This window comes from Lysobacter sp. P5_B9 (assembly GCF_054049835.1).
Map to the genome: position 1 here is coordinate 129,984 of NZ_JBFULP010000006.1, position 18,565 is coordinate 148,548.

The 18,565-nt window shown below is 66.0% G+C and carries 22 protein-coding genes; 11 read left to right on the forward strand and 11 right to left on the reverse strand.

Annotated features, from left to right (window positions below; translation table 11 throughout):
• Positions 1–81 precede the first annotated feature (81 nt).
• Positions 82–384, reverse strand: coding sequence for a LysR substrate-binding domain-containing protein (locus tag ACXJJ9_RS13230; RefSeq protein ID WP_457097617.1), 303 nt, complete (start codon positions 382–384; stop codon positions 82–84).
• Between the two features lie 882 nt (positions 385–1,266).
• Complete coding sequence (locus ACXJJ9_RS13235; RefSeq protein ID WP_457097618.1) at positions 1,267–1,656, reverse strand: DUF1801 domain-containing protein; 390 nt, start codon at positions 1,654–1,656, stop codon at positions 1,267–1,269.
• 13 nt (positions 1,657–1,669) lie between these two features.
• Here ACXJJ9_RS13235 and ACXJJ9_RS13240 point away from each other — a divergent pair, with 13 nt between their 5' ends.
• Positions 1,670–1,801, forward strand: coding sequence for a hypothetical protein (locus tag ACXJJ9_RS13240; protein ID WP_457097619.1), 132 nt, complete (start codon positions 1,670–1,672; stop codon positions 1,799–1,801).
• A 28-nt stretch (positions 1,802–1,829) separates the two neighbouring features.
• On the opposite strand, the gene ACXJJ9_RS13245 is transcribed toward ACXJJ9_RS13240, so the two are convergent.
• Together ACXJJ9_RS13245 and ACXJJ9_RS13250 are read right to left on the reverse strand one after the other, a co-directional pair.
• Complete coding sequence (locus ACXJJ9_RS13245; RefSeq protein WP_457097620.1) at positions 1,830–2,234, reverse strand: VOC family protein; 405 nt, start codon at positions 2,232–2,234, stop codon at positions 1,830–1,832.
• The gene (locus tag ACXJJ9_RS13250; RefSeq protein WP_457097621.1) at positions 2,231–2,764 is read right to left on the reverse strand and encodes a helix-turn-helix transcriptional regulator; all 534 of its coding nucleotides are present in this window, start codon (positions 2,762–2,764) and stop codon (positions 2,231–2,233) included. The genes ACXJJ9_RS13245 and ACXJJ9_RS13250 overlap by 4 nt, the downstream gene beginning before the upstream one ends.
• A 233-nt stretch (positions 2,765–2,997) precedes the next feature.
• Here ACXJJ9_RS13250 and ACXJJ9_RS13255 point away from each other — a divergent pair, with 233 nt between their 5' ends.
• From ACXJJ9_RS13255 to ACXJJ9_RS13270, 4 genes are all read left to right on the forward strand, one after another.
• The gene (locus tag ACXJJ9_RS13255; protein ID WP_457097622.1) at positions 2,998–3,522 is read left to right on the forward strand and encodes a DUF2975 domain-containing protein; all 525 of its coding nucleotides are present in this window, start codon (positions 2,998–3,000) and stop codon (positions 3,520–3,522) included.
• Between the two features lie 3 nt (positions 3,523–3,525).
• A complete protein-coding gene (locus ACXJJ9_RS13260) occupies positions 3,526–3,750 on the forward strand; it encodes a helix-turn-helix domain-containing protein (RefSeq protein WP_457097623.1) in 225 nt (74 codons plus the stop codon).
• 1 nt (position 3,751) lies between these two features.
• Positions 3,752–4,222 carry a hypothetical protein gene (locus ACXJJ9_RS13265; protein ID WP_457097624.1) on the forward strand — a complete coding sequence of 157 codons (471 nt, stop codon included), beginning with the start codon at positions 3,752–3,754 and terminating at the stop codon, positions 4,220–4,222.
• A gap of 241 nt (positions 4,223–4,463) precedes the next feature.
• Positions 4,464–5,144 carry a hypothetical protein gene (locus ACXJJ9_RS13270; protein ID WP_457097625.1) on the forward strand — a complete coding sequence of 227 codons (681 nt, stop codon included), beginning with the start codon at positions 4,464–4,466 and terminating at the stop codon, positions 5,142–5,144.
• Positions 5,145–5,211: 67 nt separating this feature from the next.
• Here ACXJJ9_RS13270 and ACXJJ9_RS13275 read toward each other — a convergent pair whose 3' ends face one another.
• Positions 5,212–6,081 (reverse strand): transporter, encoded by an 870-nt coding sequence (locus ACXJJ9_RS13275; protein ID WP_457097626.1) that lies wholly within the window; start codon positions 6,079–6,081, stop codon positions 5,212–5,214.
• 275 nt (positions 6,082–6,356) lie between these two features.
• Here ACXJJ9_RS13275 and ACXJJ9_RS13280 point away from each other — a divergent pair, with 275 nt between their 5' ends.
• Entirely contained in the window at positions 6,357–7,196 is an 840-nt protein-coding gene (locus ACXJJ9_RS13280) for a class I SAM-dependent methyltransferase (protein WP_457097627.1), read from the forward strand.
• Positions 7,197–7,334: 138 nt separating this feature from the next.
• Here the strand turns inward: ACXJJ9_RS13280 and ACXJJ9_RS13285 are convergent, their stop codons facing one another.
• Positions 7,335–8,045 (reverse strand): hypothetical protein, encoded by a 711-nt coding sequence (locus tag ACXJJ9_RS13285; RefSeq protein ID WP_457097628.1) that lies wholly within the window; start codon positions 8,043–8,045, stop codon positions 7,335–7,337.
• A 67-nt stretch (positions 8,046–8,112) separates the two neighbouring features.
• Positions 8,113–9,636 (reverse strand): hypothetical protein, encoded by a 1,524-nt coding sequence (locus ACXJJ9_RS13290; RefSeq protein ID WP_457097629.1) that lies wholly within the window; start codon positions 9,634–9,636, stop codon positions 8,113–8,115.
• 214 nt (positions 9,637–9,850) lie between these two features.
• On the opposite strand from ACXJJ9_RS13290, the gene ACXJJ9_RS13295 reads away from it, so the two are divergent.
• Positions 9,851–10,654, forward strand: coding sequence for an isocitrate lyase/PEP mutase family protein (locus ACXJJ9_RS13295; RefSeq protein ID WP_457097630.1), 804 nt, complete (start codon positions 9,851–9,853; stop codon positions 10,652–10,654).
• 85 nt (positions 10,655–10,739) lie between these two features.
• Here the strand turns inward: ACXJJ9_RS13295 and ACXJJ9_RS13300 are convergent, their stop codons facing one another.
• The 3 genes from ACXJJ9_RS13300 to ACXJJ9_RS13310 all read right to left on the reverse strand — a co-directional run bounded on the left by ACXJJ9_RS13300 (position 10,740) and on the right by ACXJJ9_RS13310 (position 13,130).
• A complete protein-coding gene (locus ACXJJ9_RS13300) occupies positions 10,740–11,525 on the reverse strand; it encodes a bestrophin-like domain (protein WP_457097631.1) in 786 nt (261 codons plus the stop codon).
• A gap of 249 nt (positions 11,526–11,774) precedes the next feature.
• The gene (locus ACXJJ9_RS13305; RefSeq protein WP_457097632.1) at positions 11,775–12,308 is read right to left on the reverse strand and encodes a hypothetical protein; all 534 of its coding nucleotides are present in this window, start codon (positions 12,306–12,308) and stop codon (positions 11,775–11,777) included.
• 159 nt (positions 12,309–12,467) lie between these two features.
• The gene (locus ACXJJ9_RS13310; RefSeq protein WP_457097633.1) at positions 12,468–13,130 is read right to left on the reverse strand and encodes a glutathione S-transferase family protein; all 663 of its coding nucleotides are present in this window, start codon (positions 13,128–13,130) and stop codon (positions 12,468–12,470) included.
• Positions 13,131–13,287: 157 nt separating this feature from the next.
• Here ACXJJ9_RS13310 and ACXJJ9_RS13315 point away from each other — a divergent pair, with 157 nt between their 5' ends.
• Positions 13,288–13,518 (forward strand): DUF4287 domain-containing protein, encoded by a 231-nt coding sequence (locus ACXJJ9_RS13315; RefSeq protein WP_457097634.1) that lies wholly within the window; start codon positions 13,288–13,290, stop codon positions 13,516–13,518.
• Positions 13,519–13,548: 30 nt separating this feature from the next.
• Here the strand turns inward: ACXJJ9_RS13315 and ACXJJ9_RS13320 are convergent, their stop codons facing one another.
• Positions 13,549–15,285, reverse strand: coding sequence for a TIR domain-containing protein (locus tag ACXJJ9_RS13320; RefSeq protein ID WP_457097635.1), 1,737 nt, complete (start codon positions 15,283–15,285; stop codon positions 13,549–13,551).
• A gap of 355 nt (positions 15,286–15,640) precedes the next feature.
• Between ACXJJ9_RS13320 and ACXJJ9_RS13325 the strand changes: the two genes are divergently transcribed.
• The 3 genes from ACXJJ9_RS13325 (at position 15,641) to ACXJJ9_RS13335 (ending at position 18,389) form a co-directional block, all read left to right on the forward strand.
• Entirely contained in the window at positions 15,641–16,660 is a 1,020-nt protein-coding gene (locus ACXJJ9_RS13325) for a TIGR00266 family protein (protein WP_457097636.1), read from the forward strand.
• A 518-nt stretch (positions 16,661–17,178) separates the two neighbouring features.
• Positions 17,179–17,571 (forward strand): azurin, encoded by a 393-nt coding sequence (gene azu, locus ACXJJ9_RS13330; protein WP_457097724.1) that lies wholly within the window; start codon positions 17,179–17,181, stop codon positions 17,569–17,571.
• Positions 17,572–17,618: 47 nt separating this feature from the next.
• Positions 17,619–18,389, forward strand: coding sequence for a DUF2189 domain-containing protein (locus ACXJJ9_RS13335; RefSeq protein WP_457097637.1), 771 nt, complete (start codon positions 17,619–17,621; stop codon positions 18,387–18,389).
• Positions 18,390–18,565 lie beyond the last annotated feature (176 nt).

Sequence of the window (18,565 nt, forward strand, 5' to 3'; positions counted from 1 at the left end):
CGTCCTTGCTGGGTGGGTGCCGGCCACTATAGCCGCGCGGTTTGCCACGACCCGTCCCAGAAGTCCTGCATCCACGAACTGCTATGCACCTCGCAGTGCGTTGACTTCGGTGCAGACATCCCTCACCAGCGCGCGCAGCCAGCGATGCGGCGGATCCGCTTCGAGCCGTGGATGCCAGAACAGGGAGACCGTGAACTCGGGCACTTTCACCGGAAGCGTGAAGCGGTGCATCCCCTCGCACAGCGTGTACGTGTGCTTCTCCGGGACCGTCGCGACCATGTCGGATGCACGGGCCAGGGCGAGCGCCGCCGAAAACCCGCCGACGGTCGCGACCGCGTTCCGGGCCAGGCCGAGTTGCTCCAGGGCCTCGTCGACAGGTCCCATCTCGAGATGGCGACCCCTGGCCCGAGCACGTCATCGACCAGGCGCTCGCGCACAAGATCCCCGACCAGGTGAAAGCCGCCTGTCGTCGCGGCAATCTGCTGGCCAAGCGCCGGGAGTTGATGGCCGCATGGGCCGTCATCTTGCAACCCCTGTGCGTTCGTAATTTGGAACCCAGGTGTTCGCCAAAGGCGACGTAGGGGGCGGCGCACTGAGGTGCTACCGTCGGCTCGCTTGCTGTAGGAGTCGCGGCAGGCGCTTTGAGTTGATCATCAGTCGACTCCCAAAGTTAATGAGTAGTGGAATGAGGACCCTTACAACCGAAGAAGTGGAGATGGTTTCCGGCAGCAGCGAAGCGCCGTTGGGCTCGAAGACTGCGGGCGAATATTTTAGCAAGTGCATGGAGTACACGAATCCATCCGCAACACTTGGCGCTGGACTCGGCGCACTGTCGCTGTTCCCACGTTTCGGATGGCTCGGTGTAGCCACGTCAGCATGGGGCATTGGCACTGCCGTGGTCTGCGGCATTGGCACGCTTCAGTACGCCCAGTAGCAAGCCGAGGCCGCCTAATCATGACGAGCCAAGGACTATCCCGATCCTTTTACTGCATCAACGCGGTGCTATTCGCGATTGTTGCGGCGGTCTATGGTGTCGCCGGAATGATCACGCATGCGCTCGTTGCTGCGGCGTTATCCGTCGCTTCCGGGGGCCTGTGTTGGCACTTTCGAAAGAAGTAGGGAAGTCCCGGTAGCTAAAGCTGTCCCGCACCCCCGGCGAAAACCGGGGGTGCGCTATTGCCCGCTCAGCACCGCATGCGCCGGTCGTAGCGGCATAGAAGAATCGACTCGCCGCTTTCAGCCCCATTCACGGGATCCATCCACGCGCTAGGCCCGCGATCCTTTGCTCCTTGGCACCGCATGCGTGCTGTTGTAAGCCACCGCCGCGCGCAGCAACGCCTTCAGCGCGGTCTTGTCGATCTTGTCTCCCTCGAAAATATCCATCGCCCGCCACTTGCTCCCCAGCCCCGCGTTGAAGAGCTGCTTGGGGTCGGGGAGCTGCGCTCCGTGGAAGAACGTGAGCTTCACCTTGCCCTTGTGGGGATTGGCGAGGGCGTACATGCCCTCGTGCGACCACACGGGCGTGCCCATCCATTTCCATTCTTCGACCACTTCGGGGTCGACTTCGTGGATGAGCTTGCGGATTTCGGCCAACCGCTCGCCTCTCCAGTCGTGCAGGCTCGCGATCTTCTCGTCGATCCGCTGGGATGCGCTCACGGCGTCTGCTGCCTTGGCGACCGCCTTGCGCGGTTTTGCTGCCTTCGCAGCGACCGGCCTGGCGCTGGCTTTCCTTACGACTTTCGCCGGCTTCGAGTTCGTGGACGTGCTGCTGGCCATTGTGTTCACTCCAGGATTGCGGTGATCTTGAAATCGAATGGCACGTTGGTCGCTCACCGCGCCTGGATCATCTTCCAGCCATTGCCCGACGGATCGCGGAAGCTGGCATCCACGGTGCCATAGCGGTCCTCGGGCTCTTGCGTGAACTCGACGCCGCGGGCGCGCATGCCTTCGCAGGAGGCACGGCAGTCGTCGACGATGAGCACGAGCGGCGGCATGGCACCTTTCGCCACTATCTCGCGCACCGTCTGCGCGGTCGCCGCGTCGAGCGTCGGTGGCTGCGGCGCGAACAGGCCGAGCTGGAAGGACGGCTGCTCCGGGTGCTGCACCGTCAGCCAGCGGTAGTCGCCGTTACGCGCGTCGGTATGGACGCGGAAGCCGAGCTTCCCGACATAGAACTCGAGGGCTTCGTCCTGATCGCGAACGTACAGCCCGACTACTCCGACACCCTGGCTCATGTGATCTCCTTCGTTTCAATGGAACCGGTTGGTTCGGCGGCATTCTTACCGCCCGCATCCTGCCGGCGCTTCTCCGAAACTGCGATCGTGAGGTCGGGCCGGTGGGCGGCACTGAGGTAGCAGCCCGGCACCTGCTCGCGCGCGTGCGGAGCGGCCTGCTCGCGCGCGCGCAGCTCGCTTGGGCTCTCGCCGGTGATGTCACGGAACGTCCGTCCGAACGTGCCCAGGCTGTTCCAGCCCGTCTGCAGTGCGATGTCGAGTATGGGCAGGTCGGTGTCGCGCAGTAGCGCCGAGGCCCGCTCGATGCGACGCGTGAGCAGGTACCGGTGCGGCGGAACGCCGAAGGCGTCCTTGAACGATCGCGCGAAGTGGGCCGCGGAAACATGGCTCACGCGCGCCAGCCGCTGCACGGGCCACTCCTCGTGCGAGGCGGCATCCATCCGGTCCTTCGCGCGCAGCAGGCGGCGCAACAGCTCGGGATCCAGCCCTGCCTGCCCTCGTCCTTGGTTGTTGCCGCGTCCTGTTTCCATGGGTGACCGATCAGGTGTTTCGTCGAGGATCGTAGCCCGCATCGAAGTTCAGGGTGTCCGGCCGGGTCGCACTGGCGCGCGATCACCATTGGTATAGGACCGGACTCCGCCGTCATGGCCGATTTGGGCAACCGGGGCCGGAGCCCCAGCGGCGGTATCCGCCGAACGGCGCTTGCATATTGTTTTTCGATATGTTTAATATCGTTTTACGATAACCAAAGAGGCCGAATCCCGTGACCAGACCCCCGAACGCCCTCCCCCTGGCCCGCCTGCTGATCCGCGGCCTGATCGTCCTCAACGCCCTCTACGCCTGCGCCATCGGCGTGCTGCTGGTCGCCACCCTGATCTATCCGAAACTGCTGTTCGACGCCCTCGTCGGGCTGGACGGCGCCGACGCCTGGCAGGTGCGGGCCGCGTTGCGCGCGGTAGTGATTGTCGGCATCGCCGGCGCGTACGTCGTGTATCGGGTGCTGCGCGAACTGCTGGCGATCGTCGATACCGTGCGCGATGGCGACCCGTTCGTCGCTGGCAACGCCCGCCGCCTGCAGGCGATCGCCTGGTGGGTGCTCGCCGGCGAAGGCTTGCGGCTGCTGGTGGGCGCGATTGTATTGGGCGCCTCCCGGTTCGTGCCGGCCATCGACAACATCGACGTCGGCTTCTCGTTCGCGCCGTGGCTGGCCGTGCTGTTGCTGTTCGTGCTGGCGCGCGTGTTCGACGAGGGCACGCGGATGCGCGCCGACCTCGAAGGCACGGTGTAGGCCATGGCGATCGTGGTCCGCCTCGACGAAAAACTGCACGAGCGCCGCATGACGCTGACCGAGCTGTCCGAGCGCGTCGACATCACCGTCGCCAACCTGTCAATCCTGAAGACCGGCAAGGCCAAGGCGATCCGCTTTTCCACGCTCGAGGCGATCTGCGCCGTCCTCGATTGCCAGCCTGGCGACCTGCTCGCCTTCGATCCCACGCAGCCGCCCCAGGAGGAATGACATGAACACCCTCGCCCGCTTCTTCGTGTCCGACCCGCAGCGCCACGAAGGCGTTCGCCCCGTGCAGATCTGGGGCCTGCGGCTGTTCTACTTCCTGATGCTGATATTCGTGGCGCCGACCGCGTGGCGCGTGCTGCTGGCACACGACGGCCCCTGGGATCCGCTGCGCGCGGTCGCCTTCGCCGTCTGGGCCACCTACCCTGCGCTCGCGCTGTTCGGGCTGATCCACCCGCTGCGCTGGCTGCCGTTGATGTTCTTCACCATCGGCTACAAGGCGATCTGGCTCGCATTCGTCGCCTGGCCGCTGTGGCAGGCCGGCACGCTATGGGGCACGCCGACTGGCGAGATCGCCAGCTCGTTCCTCGCGCTGCCGCTGCTGGTGGCGGTAGTGCCGTGGGGGTATGCGTGGCGGACGTACGTGGCGTGGCCGGGGCGTGCGAACGCCACGGTAATGAAACCGATGGGCACGTGACGGATCAGGTCGAGTCGCGCATCAAAGGCAAACATCGGACGTTCGTACGGCGCACTGCGCTTGCGCCTGCGTCCGCCCTGCCGGAACTCGTCAGCAAGGCCTGCGCTTTCGAGAGTACAAACTCCAAAACCTACTCTGCCTTCCGTGCCTGGCGCGTGGTTTCCGGATGAACACAGGGATGCGTGCGCTTCACGCCCGGGCGCGCCTTATTTCCCCGGTGCTTCCGAAGGAGGAACACGCCATGAAACCACGCTCTTCGCCGTTGCTGCTGGCCAGCATCCTGGTCGCCATCGCCGCCTGCACGCAGCCCTCCGCGCCTGCGGCGCCTGCCGCAACTGGCGCCCCCACGGCCACCGCGGCGGCCACCGCGACCACCGCCATGCCCGACCGCAAAGCGGAAACCCGGACCGCGATGCGCAAGCTGTGGGAGGACCACATCACCTACACGCGCAACTACATCATCAGCGCCCTCGCCGGGCTGCCCGACACCGACGCCGTGGCCGCGCGCCTGATGAAGAACCAGGACGAGATCGGCGCGGCCATCAAGCCTTATTACGGCGATGCCGCGGGCGACAAGCTTGCGGGCCTGCTGCGCGACCACATCAGCCAGGCGGTGGAGGTCGTCAAGGCCGCGAAAGGCGGCGACAAGGCGCAACTGGATGCGGCCCAGGCGAAATGGTCCGCGAACGGCAAGGAGATCGCAGCGTTCCTGAGCGGCGCGAATCCAAACTGGGCGAAAGCAGACCTGGAAGCGATGCTGCAGAAGCACCTGGACCTGACCAGCGGCGAAGTCGTCGCCAGGTTGCACAAGGACTGGGCCGCCGACATCAAGGCCTACGACGAAGGCCACGAGCACATGCTGATGTTCGCCGACGCGCTCACCGACGGAATCGCCAAGCAGTACCCGGAAAAGTTCCAGTAACGCGTCGGGCCGGGATCGCCATGCCTTCATCGCCGCCATGGCGACGGCGACGCGTGCGCGGCGCTCCCTACAACCCGCCTCCCCAGCGGTACTGCCATGCCACGCCGAGCGCGTCGAAGTTGTTGCCCGTGCGGGCAGACACGCCACTGCTCGCGGAGAACTTGATCGAATTCAACGGGCCCACCGGAATCGCCAGGATCGCGCCCACGCGCCAGTTCTGCTGCAGGTCGTTGCTGAGCACATCGTCGATCCGCGAGCGACCGCCAGCGAAGTAGGTGGCATCGACCGACAGCCATTTGCCCGACGCGAAGCCATGGATCACATGGCCCTGCAGCGAGTAGAGCGGATCCTGCGAGCGCGTGGTGCCGCCGTAGAAGTCGCCGTTGTCGGTGAAGAAGGTCGCCGCCGCCTGCAGCTCCAGGGTCCAGGGTCCGATGGCCTTGGAGAGACCGACCTCCGGCTTGAACGACCAGCGGTGGCTGCTGATGTTGACGATGCGGTCGGCGTCGTACTGCCCCCAAGGCGGCGCGACCTGCAGGCTCGCGCCGACTATCAGGTCCTGCTTCCATGTGCGGAACTCCTTCAGCCCAAGCGCAGGCGCGCCGTGGAGGTTGACCGAAATCCGGAACGCCGGTCGACCGAACCCGGTGACATTCCGCTCCAGCGACTGGCCCAGGTAGTCGGCCGTTCCCGACAGGCGGGTGTACGGCACGATCGCGTCGAACTTCCCCGACTTCCCCCACAGGTCGAGCGACCTGGCGTAGGCGAGGACGAGGCTGGTCGATTCCAGCTTCGCATCGGTGATCGGTACCGAGGGATCGGACGACAAGCCGCCTCGCGTCCGCACGACGCCACCAATCAGGAAGTTCACGCCAACCGGCGCGTTGGAATACGCGCGCGGCTCGATGTCCTGCGCCCACGCGTTCGCGGCCGCCATGGCCAGTACCAGCACGCCGCCCAGCCTCGTAATAGCGGCACATGCTCCAACCCGTGGCAGGTGCATCGGTTGCGCGCTCCTCTTCCCGGCGACCGTCCGCGCATTCGCCCCGGCAACGGGTTCATCCGGGGCGGACGCCCTCGGGATCAGCTTATGGAACGGAAAAACGCCCTCGATGCGGGCATTCTGCATGGACGAAACCACGTCTGCGCGCGTGCAACATGCGGCATCGGCGATGATATTCGCCACTTCGCCCTCAAAATGACTCGAACGACATGCACTATTCCGGCCCTCTGCTCACCCGCGCCATCGGCGAAGCCCTGCTGGCCGCGCGCGATGCCGGCGCAGGCACATGGACCGGATCGCTGGACCTGGGCAAGTCGGGCGGCGAAGCGACATTGGAAGCCGATGCCTGGCAGTGGCGCGAGCGGCGTTATCCGTACCCGCACAAGCTGAAGGACCGCACCCTCTATTACTGGGACGGCGATGGGTTCGAACCGGTGTCGCGCTACTCCGGCGCGCTGATCAAGCTGGTGCCGACCGAATGGGGCGCGCCCACCTTCGAGATCGACGGCATCAAGATGCTGCCCACGTCGAAGGAGTCCCCCTTCGAGGACGCGCGTCGCAAGGTGGCGCTGGTGGAACCGAAGGGCAAGGCGATCCTGGATACCTGCGGCGGCCTGGGTTACTTCGCCGCGCTTTGCCTGGAGGCAGGCGCCGCGCGCATCCAGTCGTACGAGAAGAACGCCGACGTGCTGTGGCTGCGTACGCTCAACCCGTGGTCGCCGGATCCGGATGCGCCCGCCAGCGGCGGCCGCCTGCAGCTCACCCATGCCGACGTGTCGCAAGCGATCGCGCAGATCGGCGACGCCTCGGTGGACGCCCTGTTGCACGACCCGCCGCGCTTCGGCATTGCCGGCGAGCTTTACTCACAGGCGTTCTACGACCAGTTGGCGCGCGTGCTGCGTCGCGGTGGCCGGCTGTTCCATTACACCGGCAGCCCGAACAAGCTCACCACCGGGCGGGATGTGCCACGCGAAGTGGCCAAGCGGCTCGAGAAGGCGGGCTTCAAGGCGCAACTCGCACTGGACGGCGTGCTGGGGACCCGGCGCTGACGGGAAGCAACCGCGGCTCGCTGCGCTCGCCTCCCCTCCTCTGCTTCCGGGCCTCTGCTTCCCGCGGACGGGGAGAAGATCTGATTGCATGCGTCATGGCTGCGGCGATCAGCCCGCGCCAGGCGCGTTTCGTAACCGCTACAACGCGTCCGTCCGTCCCCCCACGTGCAGCACGTATTCGAAGTTCTGCACCATGCGGCCGTACCCGTCTTCGTCGGCGGCGTAGTTCGCGCCGACAGTGAGGGTATGGATCCCTGGCGGCAGCGGCTTGATGAGCAGCCAGTACCCGTCGGCGGCCGTGCTTGGCGATTCCTCGTCGTCCGCGCGAAGCGGAAAGCATCCCCGGCTGCGGACGCGATAGTGGGCCACGTCGGTCACGGGCACGCCGTCTATGAGGACGACGGCGCTTCCCAGGCGATCGTTGTTCACCGCGGCACCTCCCTGCAGCACCTTGCATGGCAGCGGCAGCGGCTTGCCGTATTGCGGCACATTGCTGTAACGCATGTTAATGATGGGCACCAGGATGTGACGATCGGCGGGAATGATGCATTTGCGCTTGGCGGTAAAACTGCCGTTGGTCCCGGCCAGGAACCACACGCGCCCTTCCTGTTCGAGTTCGCACAGGCGGCCGTCCGGATCCAGGTAGGGAGCGACCGGCATGCGATCGGCCCATTGCCACCAGCGTGCGGTGAGCTCACCGAATGTTTCCGTGCCTACCTTGGCGTCGGGCGCCAGCAGCAGCCGGTCGGCGGCGGTGGGTGCCGCGCCGCGTGCGGTCCCGGCTACGGCCGCTTCCCACTTGCAGAGCAGCCCAGCGATGAGGACTAGCGAAAAAGCAATGATGCGCACGGCATTCCCCTGTGTTCGAAATTCCGGAGTGAGTACGGGCCCGGCGTCGCGGCCATCCGGCAAGCGTTCAGGGCCGCCGCACGCCAGGCTTGTCGGTCTTCTTCATCCGGCGCCACTGCTTGAGCTCGGCGACTTCCCGCTGGTGCAGCTCACTCTTCGGGTCCGCATAGCGGAAGAAATTGTCGTACGCCGCCTCCAGGTCCGCATCCGCAGCGCCTGCCTTTTCCAGCACCCATGAACGAAGGCGCCATGCTTCGCCATTGTTGGGAAACTCGGTCGCAAAATTGCGTGTGCAGTCGCCGGCTTCCTTGGGCTTTGATTCGATGATGAAGCTCTGGCAGTACAAAGCCATGGCCGACTCGCGGGCCTCCGGATCCTCCATCGCGCGCTTGAAGTACGGCCGCGCGCCGCCCTCCCCGCTCAACTCGCGGGCGATCTGGCCCATGCGGTACTGGTTCCAGCCATCGTCAGGCGCGACCTCCAGCGCCACCTTCATGTCGGAAGATGCCCAGCCGTAATCACCGACATCCCGCAGGAGCCCCGCTCGCTCGTATCGCCAGTCGGCATCCCGTGGAAAGAAGCGCAGCGCCTGCGACAGGTAAACCAGCGACGCCCAGTCATCACCCTTCACCCGATACCCCCGGCCCGCGTGCGCAGCGAAGGTTCCACTTGGCGCCATCCGGGCCGCAGCGGCGAGTTCGTCGGCCACGTCGCCGAAGTTGCCGGCATTGGACGGACCATAGCCCGCGAAGTGCCCAAGCAGAGTGGCGAGAATGGGGTTGGCCTGGATGCGCGCTTCCGCATAGGCCACCGCGGATCGCAGCGCCTCGCCGGAACCTCCCCACTTCGGCTGCGCGCCGTAGATGCGCTCCAGCGCGAGGTAGTAGGAATTGGGATCGGCCTTCGTGCAGACGTCCATGGCGTAGCTCTGGAGAGCGTCCGAGCTTTGCCGGCCGATGGCCGCCATGCTGGTGCAGGCCGGCGACAGGCGGGGCTCGATCTCCAGCGCCTTGAGATACAGCGGCACGGCGAGCGCGAACTCATCGGTCATTCGCTTCAGCTGTGCCTGCGGCGTCTCCTGCGCGTACTTGGTGCCGCGCGCCTCCCAGCCCGTGGCCGAGTGGTAGTTCGCCATCGCCATGTTCGCGAACGCGCTCTTGGGTGATCGTTCGAGCCACCGCTTGGCGACTTCGCCCGCGCGTGCGCTGTCGTCGAATGGATTGAACGCGTTGAAGATCTGTTCTCGCTGCTGCTGGTCCTGGTAATGCGCATCGAGCAGTTGTGCGAAGCGGCGCTCCATTGCGGAGGTGCCATCGTCGGTCTGCAGGGCCTGGTCGATCTCGTCCAACGACAGCATGGGCTTGCGCAGCATCGCGCAGCGCCATTTGGCGGCGTCCGGACGCCAGTCGTTGCCCGGCAGGTCCGGATGGGCAAGACAGCGCGCCTCGTCGTCGACGATGGCGTCTGCCTTGCGGACCGCGGCCAGGTACTCCGCCCATTGCGCCGGCGGCTTCGCACCTGGTTCAGCGGCCCACGCGCCGAAGGCGCAACCCAACGCAACGATCCCCGCCCAGATGGGAGTGCTCCGCATGCCGCTATCCCCTTTTGTCCGTCCCCGATGGTGGGAAATTACGCGACGTCCAACGGATTGACCACCGGAAAATGTGAGCTCGCACGCGGCTTCGGGACCCCGGGTGCGCTTCGCTTACCCGGGCTACGCCCGCCCACATCATTGTCCGGAAGTGGCCTGTACCATCGACATCCATCTGCGACCATCGCGGATCTTCCGACTACCGAGGCTTCCCATGCGCAATGCCGACCACGCCGCCCTTTTCCGCAGCCTGCATGCGCAGGGTCTCCTGCGACTCGCCAATGCGTGGGACGCCGGCAGCGCGCGGCTGATCGAGAGCCTCGGCGCGCCCGCGATCGCCACCACGAGCGCCGGCGTGGCGTGGAGCCGGGGCTACGCGGACGGCGACCAGCTCCCCATCGAACACCTGCTCACGGCGACCGCCGAGATCGCACGGGTCATCCGCGTACCACTGAGCGTGGACGTGGAAGGCGGTTATTCGGACGATCCGGAGGTCGTCGCCGGCAACGTCCTGCAGTTGGCGGAACTCGGCGTGGTCGGGATCAACCTGGAGGACGGCGCCGGCGCGCCCGCGGCGCTGTGCGCCAAGATCACGCGCATCAAACAGGCGCTGGCCGCGCGCGGGCTCGATGTCTACGTCAATGCGCGCACCGACGTGTACCTGCGCGGGCTCGCGCCAGCCGAACGCCGCGTCCACGCCGTGCTCGAACGCGCCGCGCAATACCGCGATGCGGGCGCCGACGGCCTGTTCGTGCCGGGCCTGGTGGAGTCCGGTGCGATCCGCGATATTGCCGCTGGCGCAGGGCTGCCGCTCAACGTGATGCTGCGCCCGTCGTTGCCAGCAGTGGCCGAACTCGAGGCGCTGGGCGTACGCCGGCTCAGCGCGGGTTCGGACCTGGCTGAGGCGGTGTTCGCGCATGTCGGCCAACTGGCGGGCTCGTTCCTGCAGGACGGCCGCGCCGCCACTGCGCCGCGCATGGTCTACGGCGAGATCAACGCGCTATTCGAGACGCGATAGCTCCGTACAGGCGTATTGGCCGCGGGCGTGATGCGGACGGCCGCACGTCGGCCTGACCTGACGTGACAAGGGAAGCGCCAGCACCTCAAGTGCGCTCGTCCGCAGCGATGAAATCCTGCAGGTCGATGAGCGGTTGCTGCGTCACCTTGATGAAATCGGGTCGATCGAGCGATGCGATCAGTGCGATCACCATGCCGAAGGAAATGGCGACGATCCACGTGGCCTTGGATCGCTTGGATCCGGCGATTCCGGCGTGGTAGCCCATGCTCACCATGCCGAGGATCGTGAGGCTGTAGAGCGTGATCCAGATGCCCAGCGGCACCCTCGCGCGCACGCCGATCGCCAACCTCATGGTCTGTACCGAGCTCAGTTCGTTGAGCGACTCGATGTAGAGCGCGCCGACATCCGAATTCATGTCCCGCTTGGCATTCGCCACGGCAATGCTCCACAGGCGACGCTGGGTGCGATCCGTTTCGGCGAGCAACGGGGCAAGATCGCGTCCGATGCTGCCCTCGTGGGCAAACGCCAGCCGCTTGTCGAGGTAGACCTTGAGCAGGCGCTTGCTTTCTTCGCGCTCAGGCTCCGGCAGGAAGTCGGCGCGTACGTAGGCCACCCGGATTGCGTTCGCATCTTCGCGCACCAGGCTTTTGCGGACCTGGTAGCGTTCCGCGACGATCGCGAACGTGAAAGCCATGATGAACGCGGTCAGGCCCAGAACGGCGCCTGCGACGCCGGAAACCGGCGTTTCTTTTTCCTCTGCCGACTTGCGATGGGCGACTTTGCCCAGCAGGTATCCCACCTCGATGAACGCCATCACGAGGAGAATCGTGCCGAGGAAAAAAACCCAGATGGGCACCGAGTCCAAATTCATGGCCAGCTCTGTCCCGGTTGGGTTCGTGTGAGTCGGAGGGCTGCCGCAGTTGCAGGGATCCCTGATACAGGAACCGGGCAATCACACCGGGCCAACGCGCCCAGCACGGGCGAGCGGCCATGCTTGCGGAGCGGCGGATGGCCGAACCGCCGGCGCCACCAGGTACGGCATTCCGATCCCGATGCCGCCGTGCGGCAACAGTGAAGACCCGTCCAGCGCGGCAACACGCTTCCAGTCAGCGCGCCGGCCTCACAAGGTCGAGGTCACATCGCCGCCGTGCGCGCGCAGCAGCTCCGCGGCCTGACGGCGCTGCTCCATGGAGAACGCGTGCACGACGACCGTTGTCTTGCCGGCCGCCATCGCGTCGCGCGCGGCCTCCACGTAACGGTCGTGATCCGGCCGCAGCGAGACAAACCCGCCGAGGAACAGGCCCGCGACCGTGCCGAAGAACAGCATGACCAACCCCGCCGCTATGGGCGAGTTGACGATGAATGGCAGGCCCGCCGCATATAGCGCGGCGAACACCAGCAAACCGACCACCGCCCCGGCGATGCCCAAGCGCACATGCGCGACGACGATCGTGTGCCAGATGCCGCGGCTCTCTGGCTCCAGCTTGCGGCCCGGGTGAGGTTCGGCCGGCGTAATCACCTGCACCTGCGACGAGCCCAGCGACAGCGCCGCGGACACCGCCTGCGCCGCATCGCGCGCGGCGGACTCGAGTGGGAACACGCCAGCGACCTTGCTGTTCGACAACTCACCGGTGATGGGGGAGGTTTCCGACATGGGAATTCTCCAAGGATCCGACGACGACAGGATCGCAAAAAGCCGGTCTCCGGCGCGTGAGCGATTGCTCCCTGCGCACTGGAGAAAGTGCATCAGAGACCGTTCTTTGCGTGGTCAGGTAGCGATTACCGGGCCGCCGGGGCGGCATCTCGTACCGCTTCAATCCCGATCCGGCGCGCCCAACGGGAAATACGCACGGTACGGCCGTGCTTCGTCCACGGCGCGCTTGAACGAAGGGCGTGCAAGCAGCCGCTCGCGGTACGCGCGGACGTGGGCAAAGCGGGGGTCGATCGCATGCGTCCAGTCCGCATAAAAAAGGAAGGGCGCCGCAGCGCAGTCGGCCAGGGTGAAGGTCGCACCGACGGCCCATTCGCGCGTGGCCATGCGCCGATCCAGCCAAGCGTAGGCGGTCTCGAGCATCGCGCGGGCCTCCTTGACGCCGTACGGGTCGTGGTCGGCCTCGGAACGCATGCTGTCGAAAACCAGCTTCTGCTGCGGGGTGGAGACGTAGTTGTCGAAAAAGCGGTCGAGCATGCGCACTTCGAGCGCACTGTCGCGATCTTCCGGGATCAGTTTCACCGGGCCGGGGTAATGCAGGTCGAGGTATTCGATGACGCTGGTCGCTTCGATCACCGTGCGGTCGCCATCGACCAGCACGGGGAAGCGCCGCATCGGCCACAACGCCGCCAGCTCGGCGTTGGCTTGTGCGTCTTCCAGGTTTCGGTAGTCGAACTCGGTCTGGTTCTCGTACAGCGCGATCAACGCCTTCTGGCTGTAGGAGGAAAACGGGTGGGCGTACAGGCGGGGACGGGCAGCAGGCATGCGGAACTCCGGGTGGGTTTGCCTATATGACGAATGGGCGCGCCGCGCGTCGACATTCGGACAAGAGAGGGACGGAAGCAAGCATGTCGATCTGCCGCTCCCCCGTTCGTCGACAAGGCAAGAGCACCGGACAGTCCCCAACCCAAGGAGTCGCCCCATGTCCTTCCAGGCCTATCTCGACAACATCCAGACCAAGACCGGAAAGTCCCCCGCCGACTTCCGCGCCCTCGCTTCCAGGAAGGGCTACGCCAATGCCAGGGGATTGCTGCCTGGCATCAAGGCAGGTGAGATCGTCGCATGGCTGAAGCAGGACTTCGCGCTGGGACACGGTCACGCGATGGCGATCGTGGCACTGCTGAAAGGCATGAAAAAGGAAGGCGACAAGTAGCCGGGCAAGGAATGCCCTGCCCCCCTTTCCTTACGCGAGTTGCGCCGCCTTCGGTGCCAGTCGAAGCCTGGCTCTTTCGATCATTCCCGCGTAGCGCGGATAGGACCGGATGCCGTCCAGGTCGGAATCGGTCTCGATCCAGCTCAGCATGCCCAGCGAGGACCGGTCGGCCACGCCCTGCAGGATGTTGAGCGCCTCATCGTGCTCGCCAAGCAGGGACATCGCACACGCCAGGTTGTACTGCAGGTTCGCGTTGTCGGGATCGATCAGGCGGGCGCGCGTTGCCCACTCCATCGCCCGTTCCTTCTGCCCCAGCGTGACCAGGATGGAGACGCCGAACCCGATCGCCCGCCCATGCCCGGGATCCTCGGAAACGATCTTTTCGATCCGCTTCATCGCCTTGGCTGCCGCCAGTTGCGTGGCCTCCTTGTCGTTCATGACTTCGTGGCACTGGACGATGAAGCTGGCCGCCGTGAAATCCGACTCCATCAGCGCAGCCGCGGTTTCGAAGTAACCGATCGCCTGGTCGTACACGCGCAGTCCCATGCAACTCAGGCCGGCGAGCCGGTTCGCCACGTAGGAAGTGGGTTCGAGTTCGACGGCCCGCTTCGCCGCGATCAGGGCGCCCTTGAAGTCCCCGGCGCTACGCTTCACCGCGGCCTGTGCGGCATGGGCATCGGCCAGGTGCGGACCGAGTTCCAGTGCGCGCATCGCCGGGTATTCAAGGTCTTCCTGTTGCTGGTCCACCTGCCAGAACAGGTTCCATTTCGCCAGGCCCATCGTTGCCCAGGCCTGCGCATAGTTCGGATCCAGTTCGACCACGTGCTTGCAGATGCGGATGACGATCTCGTTGTTGCGCTCGTTGTCGCGCAGCCAGAACTGGCGCGCCATCAGGTAGAGCTTGTAAGCCTCCGCATTGCTGGTGGAACGCTGCGCCAGGGCCTCCTTCTCCTCGGGCAACAGGGTCAGCTTCAGCGCGGAGACGATGGCCTTGGAGATCTCATCCTGCAGCGCAAAGATGTCGTTGAGTTCGCGGTCGTAGCGCTCGCCCCAGACCTGCGCATCCTTGGCCGCATCGATCAGCTGCGCGGTGATGCGCACGCGCTCGCCGGCCTTGCGCACGCTGCCGGTCAGCACATGCGTGGCGTGTGTCTTGCGGCCGATGTCCGCCACGCCCCCGTTCGCGCCCTTGAACGAGAACGCCAGGTTGCGCGACACGACCGACAGCGCGGATACCTTGCCCAGGTCGGTGGTGATGTCCTCGGTGATGCCGTCGGAGAAGTAATCCTGCTCCGGGTCGCCGCTCATGTTGGCGAACGGCAGCACGCAGATGCTGACCTGCGTGCTTTTCTGCATCGCCACGGCTGGGGGTTTCGCCGCTCCCAGCTTGGCCTCCAGCGCCTTGCAAAGGCTCAGGAACGCGGCGTGCCCGGGATCTTCGTTCCACTCGTCCAGGTCGGTGGCGTGTAGCGCGCGGAAGTCGATCGGCAGCTTGGCGTGCTCGAAGCGCACCGTGACCAGCACGCCGCGGTCGGCCGCATCGCGCGCCTCGCCGCGGACCCAGCGCGATTCCACCGAGTGCGGCGTCCAGACCACGATCAGGGTCCGGGCGGCTTCGAGTTCGCGCGAAATCAGCGAGTCGAATTCCTCGCCGGGGGAGATGTCCGGATCCCACCACACCGACCAGCCTTGCGCCTCCAGCGCCTTCACCAGCGGCGCCACCCGGTCGCGGTCGTGGCGGGAATAGGAAACGAAGATGTCAGCCAAGGAAGCGCCTCCCGAACGGATTACGCCATCACGCGCCGCAACTCGGACCTGCCGTGGTCCGCCCGTCTGCACGGTGCCGTGAGTCACGCTTTCCGTCGCGCCGGCAAAGTAGGCGCCCGATTTCGGTTCGGGTCAATGACGCAGAGGCGCGCATGCCTAACGCCACCCGGTCGTAGCCATGTCTCCAGCCGAACTGGGCGACGCCACCCACCCGACGGCATCACCCAAGTCAGCTACGCCGGCAGGCGGCGCAGAACCTGCAGGCCGGCGTGCGGCGTGACCGGCGGCACGGGTCGCGGCATCGCTTCACCTGCTAGTTTGCGTGCTGTATTTGGCACAAGGACAAGGACTCCACATGACCAGCTGGTACTTCCATTCCGGCAGCGGCGATCGCATCGGTCCGCTCGACGACAGCGCCGCGCAACAGTACGCGCAGCAACATCCGGCCCATTTCTGCTGGCGCGAAGGCTTCACCGGCTGGCGCTCGATCGCCGAGGTCGGCGAACTGCGCCCGGCCGCACCGCACGAACACCTGCCACCGCCGCTGCCCGCCGCGGGCGCGCGCACGACGCCGCGCAACGACGACATCGACTACCGCATCGTCGGCAACGACATGCAGTTCGTCGAGGTCGAACTCGATCCGGGCGAGAGCGCCATCGCCGAAGCCGGCGCGCTGATGTACAAGGACGCGGCGGTGGAAATGGCCACCGTCTTCGGCAGCGGCGCGCAGGCCGGCCAGGGCGGCGGCTTCCTCGACAAGCTGATGACCGCGGGCAAGCGCGTGGTCACCGGCGAGAGCCTGTTCACCACTGTCTACACGCACACCGGCAGCGGGAAGGCGCGAGTCGCGTTCGCGGCGCCGTACCCCGGCACGGTGCTGGCGATGAAGCTGGACGAGCACAACGGCCGCCTGGTCTGCCAGAAGGACAGCTTCCTGGCCGGCGCGCGCGGCGTGCAGGTCGGCATCCACTTCCAGCGCAAGATCCTCACCGGCCTGTTCGGCGGCGAGGGCTTCATCATGCAGAAGCTGGAAGGCGACGGCTGGGTGTTCGTGCACGCCGGCGGCACCGTGGTCGAACGCGAACTGCGCGCGGGCGAACGCCTCGACGTCGACACCGGTTGCGTCATGGCTTTCCACGACACCGTCAACATGGACGTGCGCGCGGTCGGCGGCATCAAGAGCATGCTGTTCGGCGGCGAAGGCGTGTTCCTCGCGACGCTCACCGGACCGGGCAAGGTATGGCTGCAGTCGCTGCCGTTCTCGCGCATGGCCGGTCGCATGCTCGCCGCGGCGCCGCAACGCGGTGGCGGCCGCGACGAGGGTTCGGTGCTCGGCGGACTGGGCCGGTTGCTGGACGGCGACAACAACTTCTGAGCCATTCGAACTGAAGGCCGGGGCAAGCGCACCTGCTCCGGCCATCCGACGCAGTGGCAGCTATCAGCCGACCGCTGGATAACGGGCTCAAAGTTAGCCCGTTCATGCAAGCCCGGTCTTCCGGCAGGGCTTTCTGTCTTTGGACTTGGCGCGAATAACGGTTACCCGGTGTGCAGGACTCGCGCCCCACCCTCGCGACAGCGTGCACTGGGATCTTTCACGCCACATATCCCTTCCCGCGCGAATCATATACACGCCTGCCCCTGCCGGAGTCCCGGCGTATGAATACCCGAACCGTCCTACTCACCATCGCCTGCGTGCTGGCCTTGTCGGCCTGCGGCAAGTCGCCGCCGCCTGCCGAGGAGAGCGCCGCCGCGCCAGCGACCACGCCCGAACCCGCCCCGGCTGAAACGCCGCCCGCCTCCACCGAAGCCCCGACGCCCGCCCCGGCTGAAACGCCGCCCGCCGCCACCGCTGCCCCGACGCCCGCCCCTGCCACTGAAAGCAAGCCCGCTGCCGTGGTCACCAACTGCGGCACCACGATCGAAGGCAACGACGCAATGCAGTACAACGTCGGTTCCATCGCGGTGCCCGCCTCGTGCGGCAAGTTCACCATCACCCTGAAGCACGCCGGCAAGATGCCGGTGGCTGCGATGGGCCACAACGTGGTGATCGCCACGACTGCCGACCAGCAGGCCGTGTCCGCCGATGGCATGACCGCCGGCGTTGCGGCCAACTACGTCAAGGCCGACGACGCCCGCGTCATCGCCCACACCAAACTGGTGGGTGGCGGCGAGAGTACTTCAGTCACCTTCCCGACCAGCAAGATCAAGACGGGTGGTCCGTACGAATTCTTCTGCAGCTTCCCGGGCCATGCCGCAATGATGAAGGGCACCATCGCGGTGCAATGACCCGGCCACCTCCGGGTTGATGTGTTCCTTCCTTCCAGGAGGACGCCATGACAACCATGCATTCGAGCGTACTTTCCTCGCATCCGGGCCACGCAACCGAGCACATCGCGGTAGGCGAACCGCTGCGCTGGGTTTCGCAAGGGCTGCACGATTTTCGACGCGTGCCCGGCCTGGGCATCGCCTACGGAGTGATGGTCACGGTGATGGGCTGGGTGGTCTTCGCACTGGGCAACCATCCCTACTTCATCGCCGCGGCCGTTTCCGGCTTCCTGCTGCTGGGGCCGATCCTGGGCGCCGGATTGATCGAGGCCTCGCGCGCCATGGCGGCGGGTGAGACCCCGACCTTCGAGACCTCACTGCAAGGACTCAAGCGCAACCTCCCAGCGCTGGAGCGTTTCTCCTTCGTCCTGCTCGCCATCGCCGCCGCGTGGCTGGTGATCTCCACAGGGGTACTGAGCGCAACGATGGGCCCGATCGCCCCCAGCGTCGAGCTGTCGCTATGGGACAACGCGCTGCGGATGATGTCGTCCGGACAGTGGTTCGCCTGGGCCGCCATCGGCAGCGTGCTGGCCGTGCTGAGCTTTGCGGTCTCCGTCATCGCCGTGCCGTTGATCCTCGACCAGGACGCCAGCGCCGGTGATGCGATACGCGGCAGCCTGCAAGCAGTGGCCCGGCACCCGGTGGCGTGCGCCGGGTGGGCACTCATGATCGTGCTGCTCACGGCCGTCGGCATCGCAACTGCGCTGGCAGGCCTGATCGTGATCTACCCGGTGCTGGGGCACGCCAGCTGGCATGCGTATCGGGCGCTGCGCGAATAGACCCTGCCCCCTTACTGTCATCCAGTTCTTGCAAACAAAAAGCCCCGCCTTTTGGCGGGGCTTTTGCCTTGGAACTTGCGGCGGCGACAAACGCGATGCACGCAGCGTGTCGGTTTAAACCCTGTGCGCCCGGTAGGCATCCCAAGGCTGGCACGGGCACGTAACCGCCTCGTCGA